The sequence below is a fragment of the Cedecea neteri genome (genome assembly GCF_000758305.1).
In the GTDB taxonomy this organism is placed as follows: Bacteria; Pseudomonadota; Gammaproteobacteria; order Enterobacterales; family Enterobacteriaceae; genus Cedecea; species Cedecea neteri_C.
On the sequence record NZ_CP009458.1, the window covers coordinates 3,314,665 to 3,337,400 of the forward strand.

General features: G+C 55.0%; 21 protein-coding genes. 12 read left to right on the forward strand and 9 right to left on the reverse strand.

Features of this window, described 5'->3' with window-relative positions; all coding sequences use genetic code 11:
• Positions 1-12: 12 nt before the first annotated feature.
• Positions 13-285, reverse strand: a complete 273-nt coding sequence (locus LH23_RS15555) for a DUF1161 domain-containing protein (protein ID WP_039292941.1) — start codon at positions 283-285, stop codon at positions 13-15.
• A 106-nt stretch (positions 286-391) separates the two neighbouring features.
• Between LH23_RS15555 and LH23_RS15560 the strand changes: the two genes are divergently transcribed.
• The gene (locus tag LH23_RS15560; protein ID WP_052050256.1) at positions 392-1,102 is read left to right on the forward strand and encodes a YnfC family lipoprotein; all 711 of its coding nucleotides are present in this window, start codon (positions 392-394) and stop codon (positions 1,100-1,102) included.
• Positions 1,103-1,154: 52 nt separating this feature from the next.
• Here LH23_RS15560 and LH23_RS15565 read toward each other — a convergent pair whose 3' ends face one another.
• From LH23_RS15565 to LH23_RS15580, 4 genes are read right to left on the reverse strand one after another with little or no spacing between them, the layout of a single operon-like run.
• Positions 1,155-1,943: an HPr family phosphocarrier protein gene (locus LH23_RS15565; RefSeq protein WP_039292943.1), complete on the reverse strand. Its 789-nt coding sequence runs from the start codon at positions 1,941-1,943 to the stop codon at positions 1,155-1,157.
• Positions 1,930-3,354, reverse strand: a complete 1,425-nt coding sequence (locus tag LH23_RS15570; protein ID WP_039292946.1) for a PTS fructose transporter subunit IIC — start codon at positions 3,352-3,354, stop codon at positions 1,930-1,932. The genes LH23_RS15565 and LH23_RS15570 overlap by 14 nt, the downstream gene beginning before the upstream one ends.
• 10 nt (positions 3,355-3,364) lie before the next feature.
• Positions 3,365-4,279 carry a 1-phosphofructokinase gene (pfkB, locus tag LH23_RS15575; protein WP_039292947.1) on the reverse strand — a complete coding sequence of 305 codons (915 nt, stop codon included), beginning with the start codon at positions 4,277-4,279 and terminating at the stop codon, positions 3,365-3,367.
• A 24-nt stretch (positions 4,280-4,303) separates the two neighbouring features.
• Complete coding sequence (locus LH23_RS15580) at positions 4,304-5,158, reverse strand: tagatose bisphosphate family class II aldolase (RefSeq protein ID WP_039292949.1); 855 nt, start codon at positions 5,156-5,158, stop codon at positions 4,304-4,306.
• 317 nt (positions 5,159-5,475) lie between these two features.
• On the opposite strand from LH23_RS15580, the gene LH23_RS15585 reads away from it, so the two are divergent.
• The 8 genes from LH23_RS15585 (at position 5,476) to paaY (ending at position 13,146) form a co-directional block, all read left to right on the forward strand.
• Positions 5,476-6,306 (forward strand): DeoR/GlpR family DNA-binding transcription regulator, encoded by an 831-nt coding sequence (locus LH23_RS15585; protein ID WP_039292951.1) that lies wholly within the window; start codon positions 5,476-5,478, stop codon positions 6,304-6,306.
• Positions 6,307-6,316: 10 nt separating this feature from the next.
• Positions 6,317-7,270, forward strand: coding sequence for a sugar kinase (locus LH23_RS15590; RefSeq protein ID WP_039292954.1), 954 nt, complete (start codon positions 6,317-6,319; stop codon positions 7,268-7,270).
• A gap of 52 nt (positions 7,271-7,322) precedes the next feature.
• Positions 7,323-8,741 (forward strand): DUF3404 domain-containing protein, encoded by a 1,419-nt coding sequence (locus tag LH23_RS15595; protein ID WP_197062488.1) that lies wholly within the window; start codon positions 7,323-7,325, stop codon positions 8,739-8,741.
• A complete protein-coding gene (locus LH23_RS15600; protein ID WP_039292956.1) occupies positions 8,728-9,390 on the forward strand; it encodes a response regulator transcription factor in 663 nt (220 codons plus the stop codon). The genes LH23_RS15595 and LH23_RS15600 overlap by 14 nt, the downstream gene beginning before the upstream one ends.
• Complete coding sequence (locus LH23_RS15605; protein ID WP_039292960.1) at positions 9,387-10,205, forward strand: DUF2861 family protein; 819 nt, start codon at positions 9,387-9,389, stop codon at positions 10,203-10,205. Before LH23_RS15600 ends, LH23_RS15605 begins: the two co-directional genes overlap by 4 nt.
• An 89-nt stretch (positions 10,206-10,294) precedes the next feature.
• Positions 10,295-11,482, forward strand: a complete 1,188-nt coding sequence (locus LH23_RS15610) for a glycoside hydrolase family 5 protein (RefSeq protein ID WP_039292962.1) — start codon at positions 10,295-10,297, stop codon at positions 11,480-11,482.
• A 126-nt stretch (positions 11,483-11,608) separates the two neighbouring features.
• A complete protein-coding gene (paaX, locus tag LH23_RS15615; protein WP_039292964.1) occupies positions 11,609-12,535 on the forward strand; it encodes a phenylacetic acid degradation operon negative regulatory protein PaaX in 927 nt (308 codons plus the stop codon).
• 14 nt (positions 12,536-12,549) lie between these two features.
• Positions 12,550-13,146, forward strand: coding sequence for a phenylacetic acid degradation protein PaaY (gene paaY / locus LH23_RS15620; RefSeq protein ID WP_039292967.1), 597 nt, complete (start codon positions 12,550-12,552; stop codon positions 13,144-13,146).
• 337 nt (positions 13,147-13,483) lie between these two features.
• Here paaY and azoR read toward each other — a convergent pair whose 3' ends face one another.
• Positions 13,484-14,089: an FMN-dependent NADH-azoreductase gene (gene azoR, locus LH23_RS15625; RefSeq protein WP_039292970.1), complete on the reverse strand. Its 606-nt coding sequence runs from the start codon at positions 14,087-14,089 to the stop codon at positions 13,484-13,486.
• A 213-nt stretch (positions 14,090-14,302) separates the two neighbouring features.
• Between azoR and hrpA the strand changes: the two genes are divergently transcribed.
• Positions 14,303-18,202, forward strand: a complete 3,900-nt coding sequence (gene hrpA / locus LH23_RS15630; RefSeq protein ID WP_039292974.1) for an ATP-dependent RNA helicase HrpA — start codon at positions 14,303-14,305, stop codon at positions 18,200-18,202.
• A gap of 33 nt (positions 18,203-18,235) precedes the next feature.
• Here hrpA and LH23_RS15635 read toward each other — a convergent pair whose 3' ends face one another.
• Positions 18,236-18,892: an O-methyltransferase gene (locus LH23_RS15635; RefSeq protein WP_039292976.1), complete on the reverse strand. Its 657-nt coding sequence runs from the start codon at positions 18,890-18,892 to the stop codon at positions 18,236-18,238.
• A gap of 67 nt (positions 18,893-18,959) precedes the next feature.
• The gene (locus tag LH23_RS15640) at positions 18,960-21,257 is read right to left on the reverse strand and encodes an FdhF/YdeP family oxidoreductase (RefSeq protein ID WP_039292979.1); all 2,298 of its coding nucleotides are present in this window, start codon (positions 21,255-21,257) and stop codon (positions 18,960-18,962) included.
• Between the two features lie 186 nt (positions 21,258-21,443).
• On the opposite strand from LH23_RS15640, the gene LH23_RS15645 reads away from it, so the two are divergent.
• A complete protein-coding gene (locus LH23_RS15645) occupies positions 21,444-21,986 on the forward strand; it encodes a GNAT family N-acetyltransferase (RefSeq protein ID WP_039292981.1) in 543 nt (180 codons plus the stop codon).
• Here LH23_RS15645 and LH23_RS24030 read toward each other — a convergent pair.
• Positions 21,942-22,118 (reverse strand): hypothetical protein, encoded by a 177-nt coding sequence (locus LH23_RS24030; RefSeq protein WP_156108045.1) that lies wholly within the window; start codon positions 22,116-22,118, stop codon positions 21,942-21,944. The two genes, LH23_RS15645 and LH23_RS24030, sit on opposite strands and share 45 nt — an antisense overlap.
• Positions 22,119-22,383: 265 nt before the next feature.
• On the opposite strand from LH23_RS24030, the gene LH23_RS15650 reads away from it, so the two are divergent.
• Positions 22,384-22,635, forward strand: a complete 252-nt coding sequence (locus LH23_RS15650; RefSeq protein ID WP_039292984.1) for an HTH domain-containing protein — start codon at positions 22,384-22,386, stop codon at positions 22,633-22,635.
• The last annotated feature ends 101 nt before the right edge of the window (positions 22,636-22,736 follow it).

Below are 22,736 nucleotides of genomic sequence, written 5' to 3' on the forward strand. Positions count from 1 at the left end.
CCCTGCAGGGGATTATTGTGGTTCATTTTCCGGCACAGCGCCGCCCGCGACGCGGGTATAAACGATTTTTTGCGTGTCGTTAGCACAATGGCCGACGACCTGGCCGCCGGCTTTGTCTGCCTGATCGTTAGGTACGATGGTGAGCGAGAAGCCTGACTCCGGCACGCCGTTGTTGATAATTTTCTGCTGAATGTCCGCTTTCACCTTTTCGCAACTGCCCTGTGCGGCCAACGCCGGTGCGGCAGCGATCAGCAGTATCGTGCTTAACCAAACGGTACGTTTCATCATCTCTTCCTTATGTTGAGTTGAACGTTAAGAATAGCGCTTTTAGTGTAAAGTGTTGTATTTGCTTATATCATGTTATGACATAAAAACAGGAGAGCGGCAAAACGTGAAGAAAATCATTACCCTCGGTGCGCTGGTTTTGAGCCTTGTTGGCTGCGATAACTCGACGTCGCCGCAGGCGTACACGCCGGAAATGGCCAGTTTTTCTAACGAATTTGATTTTGACCCGATGCGTGGCCCGGTAAAGGATTTTAGCCAGACGCTGATGAACGACAAAGGCCAGGTTTTGAAAAGGGTTAGCGGTACGCTGTCGGAAGAAGGCTGTTTCGACACGCTGGAGTTTCACGATCTGGAGAACAACAGCGGGGCATCGCTGACGCTCGATGCAAACTACTATGTTGATGCGGTCAGCCTTGAAAAACGCGTCCGGCTGCAGGGGAAATGCCAGCTGGCTGAACTGCCTGCCGCGGGCATCAGCTATGACACCGACGACAACGACTTTGTCACTGCCGCCAAAGGCAAAGATGTGCTGGTCACCTATAAGTACGACAGCGAAGGCTATCCGCTGGGGAAAGTTACCAAATCGAAAGACAGCGAGCTTGCCATCGTGGCGAAAGCGGGAGTCGATAAAAAGAAAAAGCTGGATTACAGCGCGACAACCAGCCTGAACGGTAAAATCATCGGGGTGGCAAAGCAAAGCTGTGACTATGACAGCCATTTCAACTCGCTGTCCTGCGATCTGGAAATGACGGATGATTCCGTCACGCCGCCAAAGGTGGACCATTACACCATTAAAAATACGGTGGAGTATTATTGATCGCGTTGGTGTTACAAATGCCGGATGCCACAATGACACCCGGCATATGAAGTTAGCCAAACAAACGGGATAACCAGCTGCGTTTCGGTTGCTCTGGCGGGGCGAGGGGCATTTCTCCCAGCCCCTGATCAATACTTTGCCCAATGGCTGCCAGCGCATTTCGGGCGTCGGTGCCATTCGCCGTGAACCGCATACGGTGGCCCGTTTTTACCCCCAACGAAACCATCTTCATCAGGTTCTTGCCATCAACTGGCCCGGCAGGGCTGTCCATATTCTCGACGGTGACGCGGCTTTGAAATTGCTTGATCAATTTCACCAGCACGGCGCTCGGTCTGGCATGCAACCCATGCGGATTACGGATCACAAACGTGGCCTGTTCTCCTTCCGTGTGGGATTCCTGGGGTTCGCTTTCGGCGTCATTGCCGGTCAGAATAGCTAAAACTTCTGCAGGCGTTGTGGCCTTCGCCAGCGCGTGCGGCACGCCTTCATCGCTCAACGCCCGGGTGAGCTGGCGCAAAATATCGAGATGTTCGTTCGATCTTGCGGCAATCCCGGCCAGCATGTACGCCACATTATCTTCTCCCCAGTCCACGCCTTGCGGGAAAACAATCACTTTTACGCCAGTGCTTAGCACCGCATGGCGGGTATCCGGTGTGCCGTGGGGAATAGCAATACCGTGACCCAGGTAAGTGGAAATCTGCGCTTCTCTGGCCAACATGCCCTGCAGATATTCCGGCGTGGTATTGCCCGCTGATACCAGCCTGTCGCTGACTCGCTGGAGCGCAGTGACTTTATCGACCTGCTCATGGCTGATGAAAATATCTTGTTCACAAAGTTGCATTCTGACCTCCTGTCTGTAGCCCGGCTGCGGGCTGTTTGCGGTTATTCCAGAGTCGCCACGTACCCAGCATCACCGCACCGCAGGCGGAACCGGCTAGGATGCAGAGCACCCAGATTACCGGTTTACTGACCAGCGGCAGGATCAGGAATCCGCCGTGCGGTGCCGGGACTTCTATATGCATGCTGTAGCTGAGTACGGCCGAGATGGAAGAGGCGATCATCATCATCGGGATCACGCGCAGCGGATCTTTCGCCGCAAAGGGGATAGCGCCTTCGGTGATATGCGTGCAGCCGAGAATATAGTTCACCATCCCGGCCGCGCGCTCCTCTTCGCTAAAGCCTTTGGGGAAGAAAGTGGTTGCCAGAGCGATGACCAGCGGAGGCGTAATACAGGCGGCGGACACGCCGGCCATAAAGAAGAAATTCCCCTGGCCGAGCAGTAAGGTTCCCGTGACGTACGCCGCTTTGTTGACCGGGCCACCAAAATCGAAAGAACACATCGCCCCGACAACAATGCCCAGCAGGATCGGGTTGGCCTGCTGCAGAGAACTCAGCCAGCCCATCATGCCGTTGTTGATGGCCGCCACGGGCTTGCCGAGCAGTACCATCAATACGCCAATCACCAGCACGCCAATCAGCGGCATAATGAAGATCGATTTTAAACCTTCATACTGACGCGGCAGCCCGCCGAGCAGGCGGCGAACAAGCAGCATGAAGTAACCGGCGGCGAAACCAGCAATGATCCCGCCGAGAAAGCCCGCCCCCGTGGCGTTAGCCAGCAGGCCGCCAACGAAGCCGGCAACCATCCCGGCGCGGCCGGAAATCGACCAGGCAATATAGGCCGTAAAAACGGGTACCATAATGGAAAATGCCTGCTGGCCGACCTGCATTAAGGTTGCGGCAATGGCGTTGTACTGAGGCGAATTGGGATCGGCGGAGTAAATGCCCCACAGGAAGGAGATGGCAATCAGGATGCCGCCTGCCACCACGAAAGGCAGCATGTTGGAGACGCCGCTCATCAGGTGTTTATAAATCTGCCTGCCGAAGGATTCTCGTTGATAACTTTCCTCTGCTGCAGAAACAGAAGATATTCCCTTGCGGCGGGAGAGTTGCCCGCTGATAACTTTATTAATAAGCTCTGCCGGGTGATGAATCGCTTCTTTAACCGGCACTTCGATTACCGGCAAGCCATTAAAACGTTCGGCGTTGACATCTTTATCTGCGGCAATAATTACGCCGTAAATATTTTTTAAATCTTCCGGTGTTATTTCATTTTCAACGCCGGATGCGCCATTTGTTTCTATTTTTATTTCGATATTTACTTTTTTGGCTGCGGTCTTTAAGGCTTCTTCAGCCATAAACGTGTGGGCAATACCCGTAGGGCAGCCGGTAACGGCAATGATCTTTTTCATAATCGGACCTTTATAATTGGACGATTTGAACCTGTAGTAATAAGTCTTCTAAACGATTGAGTTTTCCCAGACCGGCAGACGCGGCCACGTCCGCGCCGGTGGCGCTGGCAAGGGCTAATGCCTCAGGGATCTCTACACCCTTCAACCATTGACTGAGAAATGCCCCGAGTGCGGCGTCACCGGCGCAGGCAGAGCTGACCAGCTCGATTTCGGGCGCGGAGGCGAACCACAAATTACAACCGTTGGAAAAATAGAGCCCTTTTGCGCCGAGGGTTAATAACACATTACGCGCACCCAACTGATGCAAGGTTTGCATCGCCTCGCGCACCTGCTGGATATTTTCCACCTGAAGATTGAATATTTCTTTTAATTCATCGTCATTGGGTTTGATCAGCAGGGGATTAAGCTCAAGTAACTGGCGCAGCGCAGGGTGGCTGATATCCAGAATGACCTTTCCCCCGCGCCGTTCGCACAGCGACATAATTTCCACATAAAACTGGCTTTCAATACCCGGTGGCAAACTGCCGCTAATGACTAAATAATCTCCGGGGCGGATGCAGTCCAGATGCTGAATGATCTGTTGTTTACATTTATCATCAATATGCGATCCGGCATTGACCAATTTATATTCATTGCTGCCGTCATTAATAAAAACATTAATTCGCGTAGGGGCCTGCACCCAGGAAGGGGTAACGTTAATTTTTTGCTTTTTAAGCTCCTCCACAATATAGCGGCCGGTAAATCCACCGAATATGCCCATGACGTGAGTTGGCTGTTGGAAATGCTTCAGCACTAAAGAAACGTTAACGCCTTTGCCGTTAGGGCAGTATTCCGTGCGCTGGGTGCGGTTCACGCTAGAAGGTTGTAGAGAGCCGCAAAAAATATTCATATCAATCGCGGTGTTTAAAGTCAGGGTATGGATCACGACATTGCTCCTTGCGGCCGTTGGTTAGCGTTGTCCTTCACAACCACAGACATGAATGACTTTACGGACGACTTCTTTCATCGCCTCTTTGGCTGGCTGCATGTAATGCCGGGGATCGTTAGCTCCAGGCTGCTCGATGAAGTACTGCTTTAGCGCATCGGAAAACGCGATTTTAAGTTCGGTGGCGACGTTCACCTTACAGACACCGAGCGAAATAGCCCGGCGAATATCGCCCTCCGGCAGACCGGAGGCGCCGTGTAGTACCAGGGGAACATCCACGCATTCCCGGATTGCGGCCAGACGGTCGAAATCGAGCTTCGGCTCTGCGGCATACAGCCCGTGAGCCGTCCCGATAGCTACCGCGAGGGAATCAATCCCGGTACGGGAGACAAATTCGCGAGCCTGCTCCGGGTTGGTATACAGCGCATCTTTCGCGTCAACGACCAAATCGTCCTCTACGCCGCCCAGCCGCCCAAGCTCCGCTTCTACGCTGGCATCGTAGCGGTGACTCAATTCGACAACGCTTTTCACCAGCGCGACGTTCTCTTCAAAAGCATGATGTGATCCGTCAATCATCACTGAACGGATCCCCGCCTGCACTTTACGGGTGATGTCCGTGAGATCTTCGTGGTGATCAAGATGTAGCGCGAGTGGCTGATCCCAAAGCCTGGCCAGATCGCTGGCGATGGCGACAACATTGCCGGTCCCGGCATAACTGTATGTGCCCGGCGTCCCGGCAAGGATCAGCGGCGAACGCATTTCAGCGGCCGTTTCCACCACCACCTGCATGGTTTCCAGATTGTGAATGTTAAATGCCGGTACGGCATACCCCAAACGCTGAGCCTTTAACAGCATGTTTTTGCTGGAAATAATATACATATTCGCTCCTGTTGATTTCAAAATGTAATGTTTTAATGAATTTATACTTACGTTTTGAAAGTAATCTAACGATCGTAGGGCTCAGACGCTGTGATCGAAGCCACACAACGATTAATTTATTTACTAAATGAAAGTTATCAGGCATTGATATGCTTCGTTTTTAAACGTATTTTTGTAAGGGATTTGAGCTTTAATACATTGAAAAACAATTTTTTTCTTGATTTCGGCTCGTCTTGCGAGAGGCGTTGGTTTGACAAGGGAAAAGATAAATTTAAAAATGAAAGTTATTACTCGAATGACTTAAAAGGCACTTTACTGTGGCAAAACCGTCAACCAGCCTGCTGAAAAGACGCTTAGATATTGCAGAGATCGTTCGTAAAAACGGCGAAATTAAAGTGGATGATCTGGCGGAGATGCTTACCGTATCTGGCGTCACCATTCGAAACGATCTCAATTATCTGGAGCAACAAGGCTATCTAAAACGTTCGTTTGGTGGCGCAATTTATACCGCCCAACAGGGTGCCCCGGTGGCTCAGCCCCGGGAACTTACCGCCGTTGTAGATAAAGTGCTGGAAGCCGAAATAGCGCGCCAGGCTGCGGCCTTAATCAGCGAGGATGAAACCGTATTTTTAGGCCCTGGCTCCATTTTACGTAAAGTGATTCCTTTCCTTACGGGCTATGGCGATCTGCGGTTGCTGATGAATGACCTGGCTCACGTCTGTTTTGCGCAAGAGTTTCTTACCGGTGAAAAGATCCTGCTTGGCGGCGTATTGAGCGGAGATGGAAACAGGGTCGAGGGGGAGGTGGCAGTAAATGCGCTTCGCCATTACCGCCCGAGCCGCACGTTGATTGCCGTCGACCATATTGCAGAGGATGGCACGCTGAGCGTCAGAGATGCGCAAAGCGCGCGTCTGTTGGGTGAGGCCGTGGGGCAAAGCAAACACCTGATTACCATCGTTGCCAACAGGCCTGTTTACGGCGAAAAACGCTATGCCGTTGGTCAGCTCGCGCAGGTGAGTGGCCTTATTACGCCCCAGGTTGTGGCGGCGGAATACCATTCCCGCTTTCTCGCCGTGGGGCTGAGCAACAGCTACACCAACAATGAGTGCCTGACGTGGCTCAACCCGGCGCTGCAAAAAGTAAAATGAAGGAGCGGTGATGAACGTGACGATATGTACCATCGGCGAGCTGTTGGTGGAGTTTTTGGCAAAGAAAGAAAACCAGGGCTTTTCGCAGCCGGGCGAATTCTGGGGGCCTTATCCCAGCGGTGCGCCAGCCATTTTTGCCGATCAGGTGGCTAAATTAGGATTCGGTTCGGTGCTGTTCAGCTGCGTCGGCAGCGATGCCTTCGGGGAGATGAATATTGCCCGGCTGGAAAAAGACGGGGTCGACGTGAACGGCATTACCGTCCTGCCCAAAGCCACCACCGGCAGTGCCTTTGTGAGTTACCGCACCCAGTCGCAGCGTGATTTTATTTTTAATCTGCCAAACAGCGCCTGCGGCTTGATTACTGCCGACCATATCGACGACACCTTGCTTAACCAGTGCAATCATTTTCATATTATGGGCTCGTCGCTGTTTTCGTTTCGTATTATTGACGCCATGCGAAAGGCGATTGAAAACGTAAAGTCGCGCGGCGGCACTGTCTCCTTCGATCCTAACATCCGTAAAGAGATGCTTAACATCCCTGAAATGTCGCAGGCGTTTGAATATATCCTTGATTACACAGATATTTTCCTGCCGAGCGACGGGGAGTTAGATTACTTCGGTCGGCATCAGGGGGAGGATGAGCAACGGCTGGTGGATAATCTGCTCAAGCGCGGGGTGAAACACGTGGTGATCAAACGTGGGCCGCGAGGGGCGAGCTACTTCAGCGCTCGGCAGACCTGGTATGTGCCCGGTTTTAACGTGTCGGTGGTTGACCCTACCGGGGCAGGTGACTGCTTTGGTGCCACGTTTGTCAGCCTGTTTTTGTCCGGGATGCAGCCCCAGGATGCGTTGACCTGGGCCAATGCCAGCGGTTCGCTGGCGATCTCGCAGCGTGGCCCGATGGAAGGGACTTCCACCCGCTCGCAAATTGAAGCTTTCCTTGCGGCGCAATCGGCGAGATAAACATGCTGCCAGTTGGGCAGCTTTTGCCTCCTTACACATTAAGGTCTTTCTGGTGATCCGGCGACTTGTCCCGTTTTTTCGTTACGCTATGTTCTGGCTGTGTGCTGTCCTTTGGCTGCACGCAGGCTCAGCTCGTGCGGCGGAGCTCGACAAGGATCTGGCGCACTTTAGCGAGGCGTTAAGCCGGTCAACCCCGGCGGCGCAGGTCTCGCTGCAAACCCTGCAGCAGCTTGATGCGGCGCTGCTCAAGCCCGCATCCATGTATCCTCAGTTTCAGGCCTGGTCGCTGCCGGAACTCACGGCGTTGTATCGGCTGGATAAGCGCTGCGCCAGCGGGGTTGATCTATCCGCTTCTGTGAAAGCATTTCTTGCCGCCCTATGTCAGCCGAACATTCCGTCTGCATCCTGGTTCGCCGCGAATCCGCTCTATCCGCTTGGGGGAAGCAGTGCCTGGCAGTACATCTTGCGTCATCCGGAGGCGGCAGCCGCACTGAAAAACTCGCTGCACGTGCGGGAACGACCGGACGACCTGGCGGGCATCGGGACGCTATCCGATGACAATCTTGATGCATTGCTTGGGGGCCAGCGCTGGCTGCTGCAAAACGGCCAACTCTGGCGATTCAGCCAGCAGCACTGGCGGCGTTATGAGGCGCAAGTCTGGCAGCCGTTGGCCCGGCAGTCCGGGATCGAACTCGTCAATGCAGGAGGGCGCTGCGATATGCGGGCAGGGGCGCTGTGCGTCAATGCTCGCGAAGGTTATCGCGATGTCTGGCGCTGGCTTTTTGGTCTGCTGGCGCTGTTTACCGCGTCGGGATTGATATGGCTGGCCTGGCAGCGGCGTCGACAGCGCGAGCGTCAGCGGTTTATTACGCAAATGCTGACTCACGAACTGCGTACGCCCATCGCCCAGTTAAGCAACGTGGTCGAACATTTTCGCCGCGACTTCGACCAGCTACCGGAGGGGGCCCAGCTTAATTTTGTGGCTCTGGCCGATACGCTGCAGCGGATGCGTCAGATGGCCGAAACCAGTAAACATTACCTGATAGCAGAGCATCAGAGGGAAGCGCTGGAAACGCCCACTCAGGTACAGCTCAGCGACTGGCTCGATCACCTTTGTATGGATCGGGTCGGGCTGACGTACTGCCTCGACGAAAACATAACCGTGAGCGTGTCGCTCTACTGGGGCAGCCTGTGCCTGACGAATTTACTGGATAATGCGTTTCGTCACGGAAAGCCTCCCGTGCACCTGACCGTGCGTAAAAGTAGAACGCACCTTATTTTTCAGGTCAGCGATAGCGGAAACATCTCTCAAAACCCGCTGCTGAACAGCCGCGGTTTACGCTGGTCAAACAGCAGTCTTGGCCTCGGATTAACTATTGTTCAGCGGGTTGCTCGTCGCCTCAACGGCAGGTTGACGTTCAGCCCTGCGCCAACCACGTTTACCCTGGAGTTGCCGTATGACCCCGACTAAAGCGCATGCTTTATTGTTAATTGAGGACGATATCGCGCTGGGCGAAGGGCTGGCGACATTTTTGCGGCAGGAGGGGTTCAGTTGCCGCTGGCTGCGCAGCAGTGAGCACGTCCTCGATCATTGGTATCAGGCGGATTTGGCGATTCTCGACCGCCAGCTTCCCGAAGGCGACAGCCTCCGGTTCTTACCACAGTGGCTGGCCAAAAAAGCCCTGCCGGTGATCGTGCTCACGGCAAAAGTGAGCGTTGAAGAGCGGGTGGCAGGGCTGGAGGCGGGGGCGCGAGACTACCTGAGCAAGCCCTTTGCCCACGTTGAATTGCTGGCACGGATTCGGGCTCAGCTTCGCCCTTTGGGCGACGGGCTGCTTGTCTGCGGGGCGCTCAGCCTGCTCCCGGCCCGGCAGGTGGCAAACTGGCAGGGAAATGAGGTCGCGCTGACGGCAACCGAGTTTGCGCTGCTGGCGATGCTGATGCAGATGGCAGGGCGCGTGTTTACCCGGGATGAGTTGCTCAATCAGGTTTGGGGCTATCAACGTTTTCCGTCAACCCGAACGGTCGATACGCATGTTTTACAGTTACGGCAAAAACTGCCGGGCCTGCCGATTGCGAGCGTGCGTGGGATTGGCTACCGGCTGGAGCTAGCGGCATGAAGCTCCCCCTGCTAGCGCTGCTGATCGTCTCCTCGTTCAGCGTCGGTGCGACATTGCCCCAGACGCCGCTGGAGCCCGTATATCATCAGCTTTTTAACCAGCGAGGCGACCTTGCTAACAGCCAGTTGATTGATGTCTGGCCGCAGTTGAACAGTGAGGCGCAGCGGCAGGCCTGGAAAGAGGCGCTTAATGCCGTAGTCAGTCGGCAATGTGGCAAAGATCTTTCTACAGCGGTTCCTGAGTGGCTGGACGACTTAACGCTTACGTTGATGCAGCGTGATATGCCGCTTAACCGCATTTATCGCATTACCCTGAGCGGAAACAGCCCTCGCCATGATATTAACGTTGCCCTGACTCTGCCTGATGGCAAAAACGCCCTTGCCGCAATGCCGGTGCAGTATGAAGCGGAAGGTGAGTTTCGGGTAGAAAGCGAAGAGTTTACTCAGCCGATCAGCGAAGGCGTTTATCTGCTGCGCGTATCGAGCGGCGGGCAGCAATGGCAGCAACCTCTGGCGTTGCAGGGCATTGGCGGGTTAACGCAGATCCAGCTTCACGATCGCGCTATTTCACTCAATGCACCGCAGGTGTCTCATGCTTGCCCCAAACCCTGGCTGGAACAAACGCTGCTTAGTCGCAGCGACTATAACCAGATTTGGTGGGCGAAAAGCGACCAACTGACGCTGGTGCCCTGGCCTTCGAAGCCAGCCGACAGCGTATGGGCTACGGTAGCGGTGGTCAGTGCGGAAAACCGGGGCAGCGTGGCGGTAAAAACCGAGCACCGACTCGCCGGCCCGCTGGCGACGATCAAAAACTAAGGCCCACACCGCTATCCTGACATTCCTCTGACAATCGACGCCCGCTAACCGGCAATACTGCTGCCTCTTTCATCACTGAGGTATTTGCCATGAAACTCAAAGCATTTTTGGCGGGCTTAACGCTGCTTTCTACCTCCGCCTTTGCCATCGACAGCATCGCCTTTTGGGACTCGCCGCAGCACGGCGGCAACAGCTTTAACCGCCTGCCGCCCGATCAAGCCTATTTCACCGCTCTCAAAGGCTACGGCGCAAGCTGGGTAAGGCTGTCGTGGGATAAATGGCAGCCGGAACAGCGTGATTTTTTGCTGGGGAATGCCGACCACTATCAGGGGCTGATGGCGCAGGATCTGCGTACCCTCAAAGAGACGCTGGCGCGCGCTCACACCGCCGGGCTTAAAGTGGTGATTACGCCGCTGTCGCTGCCCGGTATGCGCTGGGCGCAAAACAATGATGGCCGCTTTGATGACCGGCTGTGGCAGGATAAACGTTACTGGCAGCAAAGCGCACAGTTCTGGCGTGACCTGGCCGGGCAGCTAAAAGATAACCCGGCGATTGCCGCCTACAACCTGATCAATGAGCCTGCGCCGGAGAAACGGGCTGGCCTGCCGGAACATGCCTCGCTGGAAGAAATGAAAGCCTGGTACACCGCACACCAGGGCACGGCCAGAGACCTGCCGGCGTTCTACCAAACCGTGATCAAAGCGATTCGTGAAGTGGATAAGACGACGCCCATCATGGTTGATAGCGGCTGGTACGCCGCTGCCGACAGTTTTAGCTACTGGCCTTCCGCCCTGAGTGACAATCGCGTGCTTTACAGTTTTCATATGTACGAACCTTACGACGCAACCAGCGCGCCAAACCTCAAACGCCTGAAGCCTTATGTCTATCCCGGCGTTGTTCCTTTTGGCGGCAAGCAGGAAAAATGGAACGGGGAGCGCGTGGCCGGGTATCTGCAGCAGCCGTTCTGGTGGGCTAAGCAGCGAGGGGTGGCGCAGAATCGTATGGTGGCGGGGGAGTTTGGCTGTATGCGCCAGTTGGCCGGGTGTCGCCAGTATCTTGAGGATGTCCTCAGCACGCTGGATAAAACGCAGGCGCACTGGGCGTTCTACAGCTTTCGCGAAGACGCCTGGGACGGCATGGATTATGAGTTGGGAAAAAGGAAAGTGCCCTGGTCCTATTGGCAGGCGATGGACGAACATAAGCCGGATACTTTACCGCGCCATGCCACGCCTGAGTTTGAGCCGATTAGCCGTCGTTTGGGGCCGTCGATACACTGATTAATATGTTCCGCTTTATCTGCTTATTGACATTTTTGTGAATCGTAATTGCTAATTCAATGTGGGTCGTCCGCTTTATTGTGCTATGTTTTTTCTCTGAAATTCCCATAGCGGCAATGAGGCAGGATGAGCAGCAAACTCGACACTTTTATTCAGCAGGCCGTCAGCGCGGTGCCCATCAGCGGCACGTCGCTGATTGTCTCTTTGTACGGCGATGCGCTGGCTCATCGCGGCGGCGAAATCTGGCTGGGTAGCCTCGCGGCGATGCTGGAGCCTTTGGGATTCGGCGAGCGTTTTGTGCGAACGTCGCTTTTCCGCCTCAATAAAGAGGGCTGGCTGGACGTGGAGCGAGTGGGGCGTCGCAGTTTTTATCGCCTGACCGATATGGGCCAGAGAATGACCCGCCGCGCCGAGTCGAAAATTTATCGCGCCGGGCAGCCTGCCTGGGATGGAAAGTGGCTGCTGCTGCTTTCCGAGGGGCTGGAAAAAACCACGCTGCAACAGGTGAAAAAACAGCTCATTTGGCAGGGTTTTGGGGCGCTCGCACCGAACCTGATGGCTTCGCCCTCGCAAAACCTCGCGGATATCCAAAGCCTGTTGCATGAGGCGGGCGTGGCTGAACAGGTCATCTGTTTTGAGGCTGAATCGCCGCTGCAAACGTCCCGCGCTGCGCTGAGATCCCGCGTGGAAGAGTGCTGGCTGCTGACCGACAAAAACGAACGTTACGCTGAATTTATCAACTCTTTTCGCCCGCTTTTACCGCTGTTGCGTGAGGCCGGAAGCGAGGAGCTAACGCCGCAGCGCTGTTTTCACATCCAACTGCTGCTGATCCACTTCTACCGCCGCGTTGTGCTGAAAGACCCACTGCTGCCGGATGAACTGCTGCCGCCGCACTGGCTGGGGCAAAACGCCCGCCAGCTGTGTATCAATATCTATCAGCGGGTCGCCGCCGGGGCGCTTACCTACGTCAGCGAGTTGGGTGAAACCTCGGTGGGTGACTTGCCGGCCCCGGTGAACGGTTACCAGAAGCGATTCGGTGGACTCATCCCGTAAAATAAGGAGCACGTATGTCCATTTATCAGATTGATGGCCTGACGCCTGTCGTCCCGGAAGACAGCTATGTTCACCCGACCGCGGTGCTGATCGGCGACGTTATTCTCGGGCACCGCGTTTACATTGGCCCCAATGCCAGCCTGCGCGGGGATTTTGGGCGGATTATCGTCGAAGACGGGGCGAATGTGCAGGACAACTGCGTGATGCACGGCTTCCCTGAACAGGACACCGTTGTTGAGCAGGACGGCCACATCGGCCACGGAGCCATTCTGCATGGTTGCCGCATTGGCAAAAATGCGCTGGTGGGCATGAACGCGGTGATCCTGGATGGGGCACAAATTGGCGAGAATTCGATTGTCGGTGCGGCGGCTTTTGTTAAAGGCAAAGCGGAATTTCCGGCGAATACGATGATCATCGGCAGCCCGGCGAAAGCGATACGTGAATTACGACCTGAAGAGCTGGCCTGGAAGAAACAGGGCACGAAGGAGTATCAGGATTTAGTGATTCGCTGCCAGCAAACGATGCATCAGGTGGAGCCGCTGCGGGAGGTTGAGGCGGACCGGAAGCGTCTGGTGTTTGAGGATTTGCACCAGCCTAAGAAGAGCTGTTAATTCCCCTCACCCCGGCCCTCTCCCCAAAGGGGCGAGGGAGAAAACAGGCCTGGAGAATATTGCTTATCCTCTCTCCCCAAAGGGGCGAGGGAGAAAACAGGTTTGGAGAATATTGTTTATCCTCTCTCCTCAAAGGGGCGAGAGAGAAAACAGGTTTGGAGAATATTGTTTATCCTCTCTCCCCAAAGGGGCGAGGGAGAAAACAGGTTTGGAGAATATTATTTATCCTCTCTCCTCAAAGGGGCGAGAGAGAAAGCGGACTTGAAGAATATTGTTTATCCCCTCTCCCTTTTAGGGAGAGGGCAAGGGTGAGGGTCAGTCACTCCGGGAGCAAATCTTACGCCGCAACGATGCTGTCAATAGCCGCTTTCGCGTCAGTCTGCGCTTTAGCCGCCACTTCCGGGCCATAGCCAAAACCTTCAGCAAACACGTAGTTCACGTCGGTGATCCCGATGAAGCCAAGGAACACGTTCAGGTAAGGCACCAGCAGATCGGTTGGGGTGTCTTTGTGGATCCCGCCGCGGCTGGTCACAACCAGAGCACGTTTACCGGTTACCAGACCTTCAGGGCCTTTCTCGGTGTAGCGGAAGGTCACGCCAGCGCGAGCCACCAGGTCGAAATAGTTTTTCAGCTGGGTAGGAATGTTGAAGTTGTACATTGGCGCGTTGAAGACAATCACGTCGTGCGCTTTCAGTTCGGCAATCAGCTCATCAGACAGGGCCAGAGCTTCCTGCTGACGTGGGGTCAGCGCGGCATCGGAAGGGCGCAGAGCACCGACCAGTTCGCCATCCAGTACTGGAATTGGGTTTGCCGCCAGGTCACGAACGGTGATTTCGTCATCGCTGTGTTTTTCACGCCATTGTTCAACAAAATAGTCGGACAGCTGGTTGGACTGAGAGTAACCTGCCAGGATGCTGGATTTCAGAACTAATACTTTGCTCATGGGATGATTCCTTAGTGTTTGGTCAGTCGGACAGTGTGCCCGTTCGCTTAGACTTACTGTATTCACAATCCGATGACAGAGATAGCGCAATATATCGAACCCTATATTCGAATTTATTGAACAAGGCGCTCGAAATCGGGGTGTGATAAAATAGCGGAAATTAACGCCGTGACTTATCCGGTTGTGCCCGGTAGCGAAATAACGATAGATAAAATGGAAATGACAAAACCCTCGCTGTCCTCTTTGTTCGCCCGTCTTGACGGGCTGATGCTCCGCGACAGACAACGCTTTTCTCGCCGTCTTCACGGTGCTAAGAAAATTAAAAATGCTGACTCTCAGCAGGCCTTATTCGACACGCTGGCCGCAGAAATTGACGTCGCAGCGGGCAAAGTACAGCTGCGCGAAGCCGCGCGCCCGGCGATTATTTATCCTGAAAATCTTCCGGTCAGCCAGAAGAAACAGGACATTCTGAACGCCGTGCGCGATCACCAGGTGGTGATCGTGGCGGGTGAAACCGGCTCCGGCAAAACCACTCAGTTGCCAAAAATTTGTATGGAGCTGGGGCGCGGTGTGAAAGGCCTGATCGGCCACACTCAGCCTCGCCGTCTGGCGGCGCGTACCGTGGCCAACCGTATTGCGGAAGAGTTGCAAACCGAACCCGGCGGTTGCGTAGGCTATAAAGTGCGTTTCTCCGACCACGTCGGCGACAACACAATGGTCAAACTGATGACGGACGGGATCCTGCTGGCGGAAATCCAGCAGGACAGGCTGCTGATGCAGTACGACACCATCATCATCGATGAAGCGCACGAACGTAGCCTGAATATCGACTTCCTGCTGGGTTACCTGCGCGAACTGCTGCCCAAACGCCCCGATCTTAAAATCATTATTACCTCGGCGACCATCGATCCGGAGCGTTTCTCGCGCCACTTTAATAACGCGCCGATTATCGAAGTGTCGGGCCGCACTTATCCAGTGGAAGTGCGCTACCGCCCGATGGTGGAAGATAACGACGATACCGATCGCGATCAGCTGCAGGCGATTTTCGACGCGGTGGATGAGCTGGGCCATGAAAGTTCGGGCGATATTTTGATCTTTATGAGCGGCGAGCGTGAAATTCGCGACACCGCTGATGCGCTGACGAAGCTCAACCTGCCGCATACGGAAATTCTGCCGCTCTATGCGCGCCTGTCCAATAGCGAGCAGAATCGTGTTTTCCAGTCGCACGTTGGACGGCGCATTGTGCTGGCGACCAACGTCGCGGAAACGTCGCTGACGGTGCCGGGTATTAAATATGTAATCGACCCTGGTACGGCGCGTATTAGCCGCTACAGCTATCGCACCAAAGTTCAGCGCCTGCCGATTGAGCCAGTGTCTCAGGCTTCGGCCAACCAGCGTAAAGGCCGCTGCGGCCGCGTGTCGGAAGGGATCTGTATTCGCCTTTATTCCGAAGATGATTTCCTGTCGCGCCCGGAATTTACCGACCCGGAAATTCTGCGCACCAACCTGGCGTCGGTCATTCTGCAAATGACGGCGTTGGGGCTGGGGGATATTCAGGCGTTTCCGTTCGTTGAGGCCCCGGACAAGCGCAACATTCAGGACGGCGTACGCCTGCTTGAAGAACTGGGCGCCATTACCAGCGATGAAGACCATAGCGTTTACAAACTGACGGCCTCAGGCCGCCAGCTTTCGCAGTTGCCGGTTGATCCGCGACTCGCCAAAATGGTGCTGGAAGCGCAGAAATTTGGCTGCGTGCGTGAGGTGATGATCATTACTTCCGCGCTGTCGATTCAGGATCCGCGCGAACGCCCAATGGACAAACAGCAGGCCTCAGACGAGAAGCATCGCCGCTTCCACGACAAAGAGTCTGACTTCCTGGCCTACGTGAACCTGTGGAATTACCTCGGTGAGCAACAAAAAGCGCTCTCTTCGAACCAGTTCCGTCGCCAGTGCAAGCTGGACTTCCTCAACTACCTGCGCGTCCGCGAATGGCAGGATATTTACACCCAACTGCGGCAGGTAGTGAAAGAGCTTGGCCTGCCGGTGAACAGCGAACCAGGTGACTTCCGCTCGGTGCACTCGGCACTGCTGACCGGGCTGCTGTCCCATATCGGGCAAAAGGACACGGAAAAACAGGAGTACACCGGGGCGCGTAACGCCAGATTTTCCATCTTCCCAGGCTCGGGCTTATTTAAAAAGCCGCCGAAGTGGACGATGGTGGCCGAGCTGGTGGAAACCAGCCGCCTGTGGGGGCGTATTGCCGCCCGGATCGACCCGGAGTGGATTGAGCCGCTGGCGCAGCATCTGATTAAGCGCTCGTACAGCGAACCGCACTGGGAGAAAGCCCAGGGCGCGGTGATGGCGCAGGAAAAAGTGACCCTTTATGGCCTGCCGATTGTGGCGGCACGTAAAGTGAATTACAGCGATATCGATCCGGCGTTGTGCCGCGAGCTGTTTATTCGCCATGCGCTGGTTGAAGGCGACTGGCAGACCCGCCACGCGTTCTTCCGCGACAACCTCAAGCTGCGGGCGGAAATCGAAGATCTGGAGCATAAGTCCCGCCGTCGCGACATCCTGGTGGATGACGAAACGCTGTTTGAGTTTTATGACCAGCGCATCGCCCACGATGTGATTTCCGCGCGCCACTTCGACAGCTGGTGGAAAAAGACCAGCCGCGAAACGCCAGATCTGCTCAATTTTGAAAAAAATATGCTGATCAGGGAAGGCGCGGAGCAGGTCAGCAAGCTGGACTATCCGAACTTCTGGCATCAGGGCAATCTCAAGCTACGCCTGACCTACCAGTTTGAGCCTGGCGCGGACGCCGACGGCGTAACGGTGCATATCCCACTGCCGCTGCTGAACCAGGTTGAAGAGTCTGGTTTTGAGTGGCAAATCCCTGGCGTGCGCCGCGAGCTGATTATTGCCCTGATCAAATCGCTGCCGAAGCCGGTGCGCCGCAACTTTGTGCCGGCCCCGAACTACGCGGAGGCGTTTTTAGGCCGGGCTACGCCGCTGGAACTGCCGCTGCTGGATAGCCTTGAGCGTGAATTCCGCCGCATGGCGGGGGTCACCATCGACCGGGAAGACTGGCACTGGGATCAGGTGCCCGATCACCTGAAAATGACCTTCCGCGTGGTGGACGAGCACAACAAGAAGCTGAAAGAGGGTAAGGACCTCAGCGAGCTAAAAGGCGGCCTGAAGGATAAAGTACAGCAGACGCTTTCCGCCGTAGCGGATGACGGTATTGAGCAGAGCGGGCTGCACATCTGGAGCTTTGGCTCGCTGCCGGAAAGCTATGAGCAGAAACGCGGCAATTACCGGATGAAAGCCTTCCCGGCGCTGGTGGATGAAAAAGAGAGCGTGGCGATTAAGCTGTTTGATAACCCGCTCGAGCAGCAGCAGGCGATGTGGCGCGGGCTGCGCCGTCTGCTCTTGTTGAACATCCCGTCGCCGGTGAAATACCTGCACGAAAAACTGCCGAACAAAGCCAAGCTGGGACTCTACTTTAACCCGTACGGCAAGGTGCTGGAGCTTATCGACGACTGCATTTCCTGCGGCATTGATAAGCTGATTGCGCAAAACGGCGGGCCGGTCTGGAGCGAAGAAGGGTTTGCCGCGCTGCACGAGAAAGTACGCGCCGAGCTGAATGACACGGTGGTTGAGATTGCCAAACAGGTGGAGCAGATCCTCACGGCAGTGTTTAACATCAACAAACGGCTGAAAGGGCGTGTGGACATGACCATGGCGCTTGGCCTGTCGGATGTTAAGGCGCAGATGAGCGGCCTGGTTTATCGAGGTTTTGTCACCGGCAACGGCTACAAACGCCTCGGCGATACGCTGCGTTACCTGCAGGCAATCGAAAAACGGCTGGAAAAAATGGCTATCGACCCGCACCGTGACCGCGCGCAGATGCTCAAAGTGGAAAGCGTGCAGCAGGCCTGGCAGCAGTGGCTGAACAAGCTGTCGCCGGCCAGCCGCGAAAACGAAGAGGTGCAGGAGATTCGCTGGATGATCGAAGAGCTGCGCGTCAGCTACTTCGCGCAGCAACTTGGAACCCCGTATCCGATTTCCGATAAGCGTATTTTGCAGGCGATGGAGCAGGTGGCACTTTGATATCAGGCCCTTTCCTCGGGAAAGGGCCTGGCACTATTCAACACGTGCCAGCGTAAAACCGTCCCAGCCTTTACTGCCGACCGTTTGTAGGGCAGTAACAGACAGGTTCGGGTTGTTGCCCATCAGTTCGATAAAGGTTCGCACGCCCTGAACGCGGTCGTCACCGCTTTCGGGGTTGGCAACCTCGCCATCGCGGACCACGTTATCACCGATGATTAACGTGCCGGGGCGCGAATATTTCAATGCCCACTCAAGATAAATCGGGTTATTCGGCTTATCTGCATCAATAAAAATCAAATCGAACGGAGCGTCGTGGCCTAAACTGGCCAGCGTTTCTGCTGCTGGGCCGATATGCAGCTCAATCTGTTTTCCCAGCCCGGCCAGCGTAATGTTCCTTTGCGCAACTTCAGCGTGACGAGGATCCGCTTCGAGCGTGACAAGCTTGCCGTCAGCGGGCAAGGCTCTTGCCATCCACACGGAGCTGTACGCGCCGAGCGTCCCGATTTCCAGAATTTTTCTCGCGCCGGTAATCTCCACCAGCAATTGCAGGAATTTCCCCTGATTCGGAGCAACATCGTGGGCAGGCAGCCCGGCGGCATGATTGTTGGCCAGAATTTGCTGAAAAACAGCATCGGAAGGGATCAGGGAATGAACAAGGTACTCATCAACATCGGACCATTTTTTCTGCATCGCTTACTCCATGTTTAGAGATAACGTTTTCCCTCTCACCTTGCGGGAGAGGGAATGTGATTCACGATCAGGCAATTCGTCGCGTATTCTCCGCTTCGCTGCGGGTGATTTTCACCGGCACGGATTTTGACGTCGGCGTGCCCGTGCCGTCCCCAACGCTGCCAAGAGGCACCAGCGGGTTTGTCTCCGGGTAATAGGCTGCGAGATTGCCGCGCGGGATGTCATACGCCACCAGCTTAAAGCCGCTGACTTTACGGGTAATGCCGTCATGCCAGATGGTTTCAATATCGACCTTGTCGCCGTCGTTCAGGCCGAGTTCACCCATATCATCGGGATGAATGAACAGGATTTCTCGCTGGCCGTACACGCCACGATAGCGATCGTCGAGGCCATAAATCGTGGTGTTGTACTGATCGTGAGAACGCAGCGTCTGTAGCGTGAACGGGGCTTCCACACCTTGCCACAGCGAATCCGGCAGCGGGGCATCGCTGAATTCAGCCTTGCCGCTTGGCGTATTAAAGCGCAGTTCTGCCGCCGCGTTACCCAGGTAAAAGCCGCCAGGTTCTTCACAGCGCTGATTAAAATCTTTAAAGCCCGGCAGCGTGGCAGCGATGTGATCGCGAATCAGGTTGTAGTCGTCGGCCAGCGCCAGCCAGTCCAGTTTGGTTCGGCCCAGAACGGCATCAGCTATGCTGGCCACAATCGCGGTTTCAGAGCGCTGGGTGTCGGCAATCGGTTTGCCGATGCCTTCGGAGGCGTGAACCATGCTAAAAGAGTCTTCGACGGTGACAAACTGGCGCCCGGAAACCTGCATGTCCTCTTCGGTACGGCCAAGCGTCGGCAGGATCAGCGAGGCTTTACCCGGCACCAGGTGACTGCGGTTCAGCTTGGTGCTGATGAATACGGTCAGGCCACAGCGGCTAATGGCTTCTTCCGTGCGCGGGCTGTCCGGGGCCGCAGCGGCAAGGTTTCCGCCGAGCGCAATCAGCACTTTGATTTCATCGCGCAGCATCGCGGCAAGGGCTTCAACGGTATTGTGGCCATGTTCGCGCGGAGGCTCAAAATCAAAGTGTTTGGCCAGATTATCCAGCAGGCTTACCGGCGGCTTTTCATCAATCCCCATGGTACGGTTGCCCTGCACGTTACTGTGGCCGCGCACCGGGCAAAGGCCCGCGCCCGGACGGCCTAAATGGCCGCCCAGCAGCTGCAGGTTGACGATTTCACGCACGGTATTCAGCGAGTGTTTGTGCTGGGTGATGCCCATAGCCCAGGTAAAAATCACCCGTTTTGAATGCTGCCAGATAGCCGCGGCGTCGCGAAGCTGCAGTTCGCTCAGGCCGGACTGCTGGGTGATTTTCTCCCAGCTTGTTTCATCAATGGCGGCAAACCAGGCCTCAACGCCGTGGGTATGGGCTTCGATAAACGCCAGGTCAAACACGCCATCTTCACCTTCAGTGATGAGACGACGATGGGTTTCCAGCAGCGCTTTTGCCATGCCGCGTACCGCCGCCATGTCGCCACCCAGATTTGGCTGGTAATAGTTGGTGCTGATGGTACCTGACAGCGGGGTGATCACTTCCAGCGGTTTTTGCGGATCGGCAAAGCGTTCCAGGCCGCGTTCGCGCAGCGTATTGAAAGTGACAATCTGTGCCCCATTTTCTGCCGCATGACGCAGACTGTGCAGCATTCGCGGGTGGTTGGTGCCGGGATTCTGACCAAAGACAAAAATGGCATCGGCTTTGTCGAAATCATCCAGTCGGATGGTGCCTTTCCCTACGCCGATACTGCGTTTTAGCCCGCTGCCGCTGGCTTCGTGGCACATGTTTGAGCAATCCGGGAAATTATTGGTGCCCAACATGCGGCCAAAAAGTTGATAAAGATAAGAGGCTTCATTGCTGGCGCGGCCGGAGGTGTAAAGCTCAATCTGGTCGGGGTTATCCATCGCCTGGATATGTTGCGCAATCAGGCTTAGTGCGTTGGCCCAGCTGATAGGTTCATAGCGATCGGTTTGTGGATTATAGCTAAGCGGTTCGGTCAGGCGGCCCTGATATTCGAGGAAGTAGTCGCTTTGCTGATAGAGTTTGCTGACGCTGTGCTGAGCAAAAAAGTCGCTGTCTATAAAACGGCGAGTCGCTTCCCAGGTGACTGCTTTGGCGCCATTTTCGCAGAAACTGAAGGTGCTTTTGTTGTCGTCCCCCCAGGCACAGCCCGGGCAATCAAAGCCTTTGGCTTTGTTCATGCGCATCAGGTTGCGCAGGTTTTTCAGGGCATGTTTGCTGTCGATGACGAAGCGGGTGGTTGCTTCGAGAGAACCCCAGCCGCCCGCTGCGGCCTGGTAAGGCTTAATCGCCGATTTGAATTTCATATGGCAGGTGTCACTTGTTATGGTTGATTGCGCAATAACACAGATGAGTTGCTTACCTTTAGTTTACTCCTGATTAACATTTGTGGAAGCGCTAACGTCAATCAGCCGTCAACGAAACGGCCGGGATTTATGAAAGCAGGCTGCTAAACTGCGTGGCATGACTGCCAATAAATGAAAGGAATACGAATGTTGTATGCCAGTGATATTAGGGATATTGACGAGTTACAGCGTGTTGAGGCAGCCGCCGCACACCGTTTTCTTGCGCTGCCCGAGCTTGCTTTTCTGGCCACCGCTGGGGTGACGGACAGGCAGACTCACGCCGCCGCCATCGAAAATAACCTCGCCTGGAAGGTAGCTGGGAGCGATGGCAGGATCAAAGGTTTTTGCTATTGCGAGCGGCACGAGGATGAGCTTTATCTGGCTGAAATATCTACCCACCCGGATTTTCAGCGACAGGGGGTGGGCGCAATGTTGCTGGCTGAAGTTAAACGCACGGGGCAGGTGCTTGGCGTAAGCCAAATCACGCTGACAACTTACAGGGATGTGAGCTGGAATGGCCCGTGGTACGGACGCCACGGTTTTGACATTATCAATGAGGCTGAATTAACGCCCGCTCTTGTCAGCCGTCTTGTACACCAGTTCGACGAGGGATTAATGGTGTTACCCCGTTGCGCAATGCGGTATCTACTCGGGAAGGGGAAGCCCGCGGTCGTTAAACCATTTTTGTAACCGCGTAAGCTGGCGGATGTGGTAGCCGATGGCCAGCTCTTCGTACAGCGTCGATGGGGGAGTCAGAGGCGCGACATCGGGTCTGCCGCTCAGGATAGCGCGTCGGGCCTGATGCCAGGCTCGTTGTTTCATCTCAATTTCATCTGGTCTTGTTACCCGATGCTTACTCACGGTCATAGTCTGCCAACTTGTTGTGAGGCGCGATTATACCCTGCAAAGCCGTCAATATGTCGTCCGATCTCCAGGGACGTTAATTTTTTATCAAAAAAATCTAGCCTTGTCATAATGTTGCATAATAATTACCCTGCGGACGCGCGATATATTCTGTCAATGGCTGACACGACCTGTCATTTGTTCGCGCTAAGATTCCTGACACCTACTTGCAGGAGACACACTCATGACCCCCCCCGAAAAAAGCACGCAGCTTGCCAACAGAATTGCCGGTATTTTTTGTGAAATGCTGAGCTGCGAGCGCGTGTCCCGCCATCAACTGGCCAGTAAATTTGGCGTAAGCGAACGGACGATATACCGGGATCTCCGGCGGCTAAGCAACTATGTTTATCATGTTGGGGAAGATCAGTACGCCCTCAGTCTGGAAGTTACTCAGCAACTGGAAAACTACCTGCAGCGAGTGAAGCGGGAAAAATGATCGGCTGCTGGCGATAATGGGCTTAAAGCTTCGTGGCTCCGCCGCCGATAATGCGATAAATTATTCTTTTTATTAACAAAATAACCACAATTAACTCAAGG

What these genes read in the sequence shown, in the direction of transcription:
- LH23_RS15555 (WP_039292941.1), bottom strand. Translation starts at nt 285, where the DNA reads ATGAAACGTACCGTTTGGTTAAGCACGATACTGCTGATCGCTGCCGCA.
- LH23_RS15565 (WP_039292943.1), bottom strand. Translation starts at nt 1,943, where the DNA reads ATGCAACTTTGTGAACAAGATATTTTCATCAGCCATGAGCAGGTCGAT.
- LH23_RS15570 (WP_039292946.1), bottom strand. Translation starts at nt 3,354, where the DNA reads ATGAAAAAGATCATTGCCGTTACCGGCTGCCCTACGGGTATTGCCCAC.
- LH23_RS15580 (WP_039292949.1), bottom strand. Translation starts at nt 5,158, where the DNA reads ATGTATATTATTTCCAGCAAAAACATGCTGTTAAAGGCTCAGCGTTTG.
- LH23_RS15590 (WP_039292954.1), top strand. Translation starts at nt 6,317, where the DNA reads ATGAACGTGACGATATGTACCATCGGCGAGCTGTTGGTGGAGTTTTTG.
- LH23_RS15600 (WP_039292956.1), top strand. Translation starts at nt 8,728, where the DNA reads ATGACCCCGACTAAAGCGCATGCTTTATTGTTAATTGAGGACGATATC.
- LH23_RS15605 (WP_039292960.1), top strand. Translation starts at nt 9,387, where the DNA reads ATGAAGCTCCCCCTGCTAGCGCTGCTGATCGTCTCCTCGTTCAGCGTC.
- LH23_RS15610 (WP_039292962.1), top strand. Translation starts at nt 10,295, where the DNA reads ATGAAACTCAAAGCATTTTTGGCGGGCTTAACGCTGCTTTCTACCTCC.
- paaX (WP_039292964.1), top strand. Translation starts at nt 11,609, where the DNA reads ATGAGCAGCAAACTCGACACTTTTATTCAGCAGGCCGTCAGCGCGGTG.
- paaY (WP_039292967.1), top strand. Translation starts at nt 12,550, where the DNA reads ATGTCCATTTATCAGATTGATGGCCTGACGCCTGTCGTCCCGGAAGAC.
- azoR (WP_039292970.1), bottom strand. Translation starts at nt 14,089, where the DNA reads ATGAGCAAAGTATTAGTTCTGAAATCCAGCATCCTGGCAGGTTACTCT.
- hrpA (WP_039292974.1), top strand. Translation starts at nt 14,303, where the DNA reads ATGGAAATGACAAAACCCTCGCTGTCCTCTTTGTTCGCCCGTCTTGAC.
- LH23_RS15635 (WP_039292976.1), bottom strand. Translation starts at nt 18,892, where the DNA reads ATGCAGAAAAAATGGTCCGATGTTGATGAGTACCTTGTTCATTCCCTG.
- LH23_RS15640 (WP_039292979.1), bottom strand. Translation starts at nt 21,257, where the DNA reads ATGAAATTCAAATCGGCGATTAAGCCTTACCAGGCCGCAGCGGGCGGC.
- LH23_RS15645 (WP_039292981.1), top strand. Translation starts at nt 21,444, where the DNA reads ATGTTGTATGCCAGTGATATTAGGGATATTGACGAGTTACAGCGTGTT.
- LH23_RS24030 (WP_156108045.1), bottom strand. Translation starts at nt 22,118, where the DNA reads ATGAAACAACGAGCCTGGCATCAGGCCCGACGCGCTATCCTGAGCGGC.
- LH23_RS15650 (WP_039292984.1), top strand. Translation starts at nt 22,384, where the DNA reads ATGACCCCCCCCGAAAAAAGCACGCAGCTTGCCAACAGAATTGCCGGT.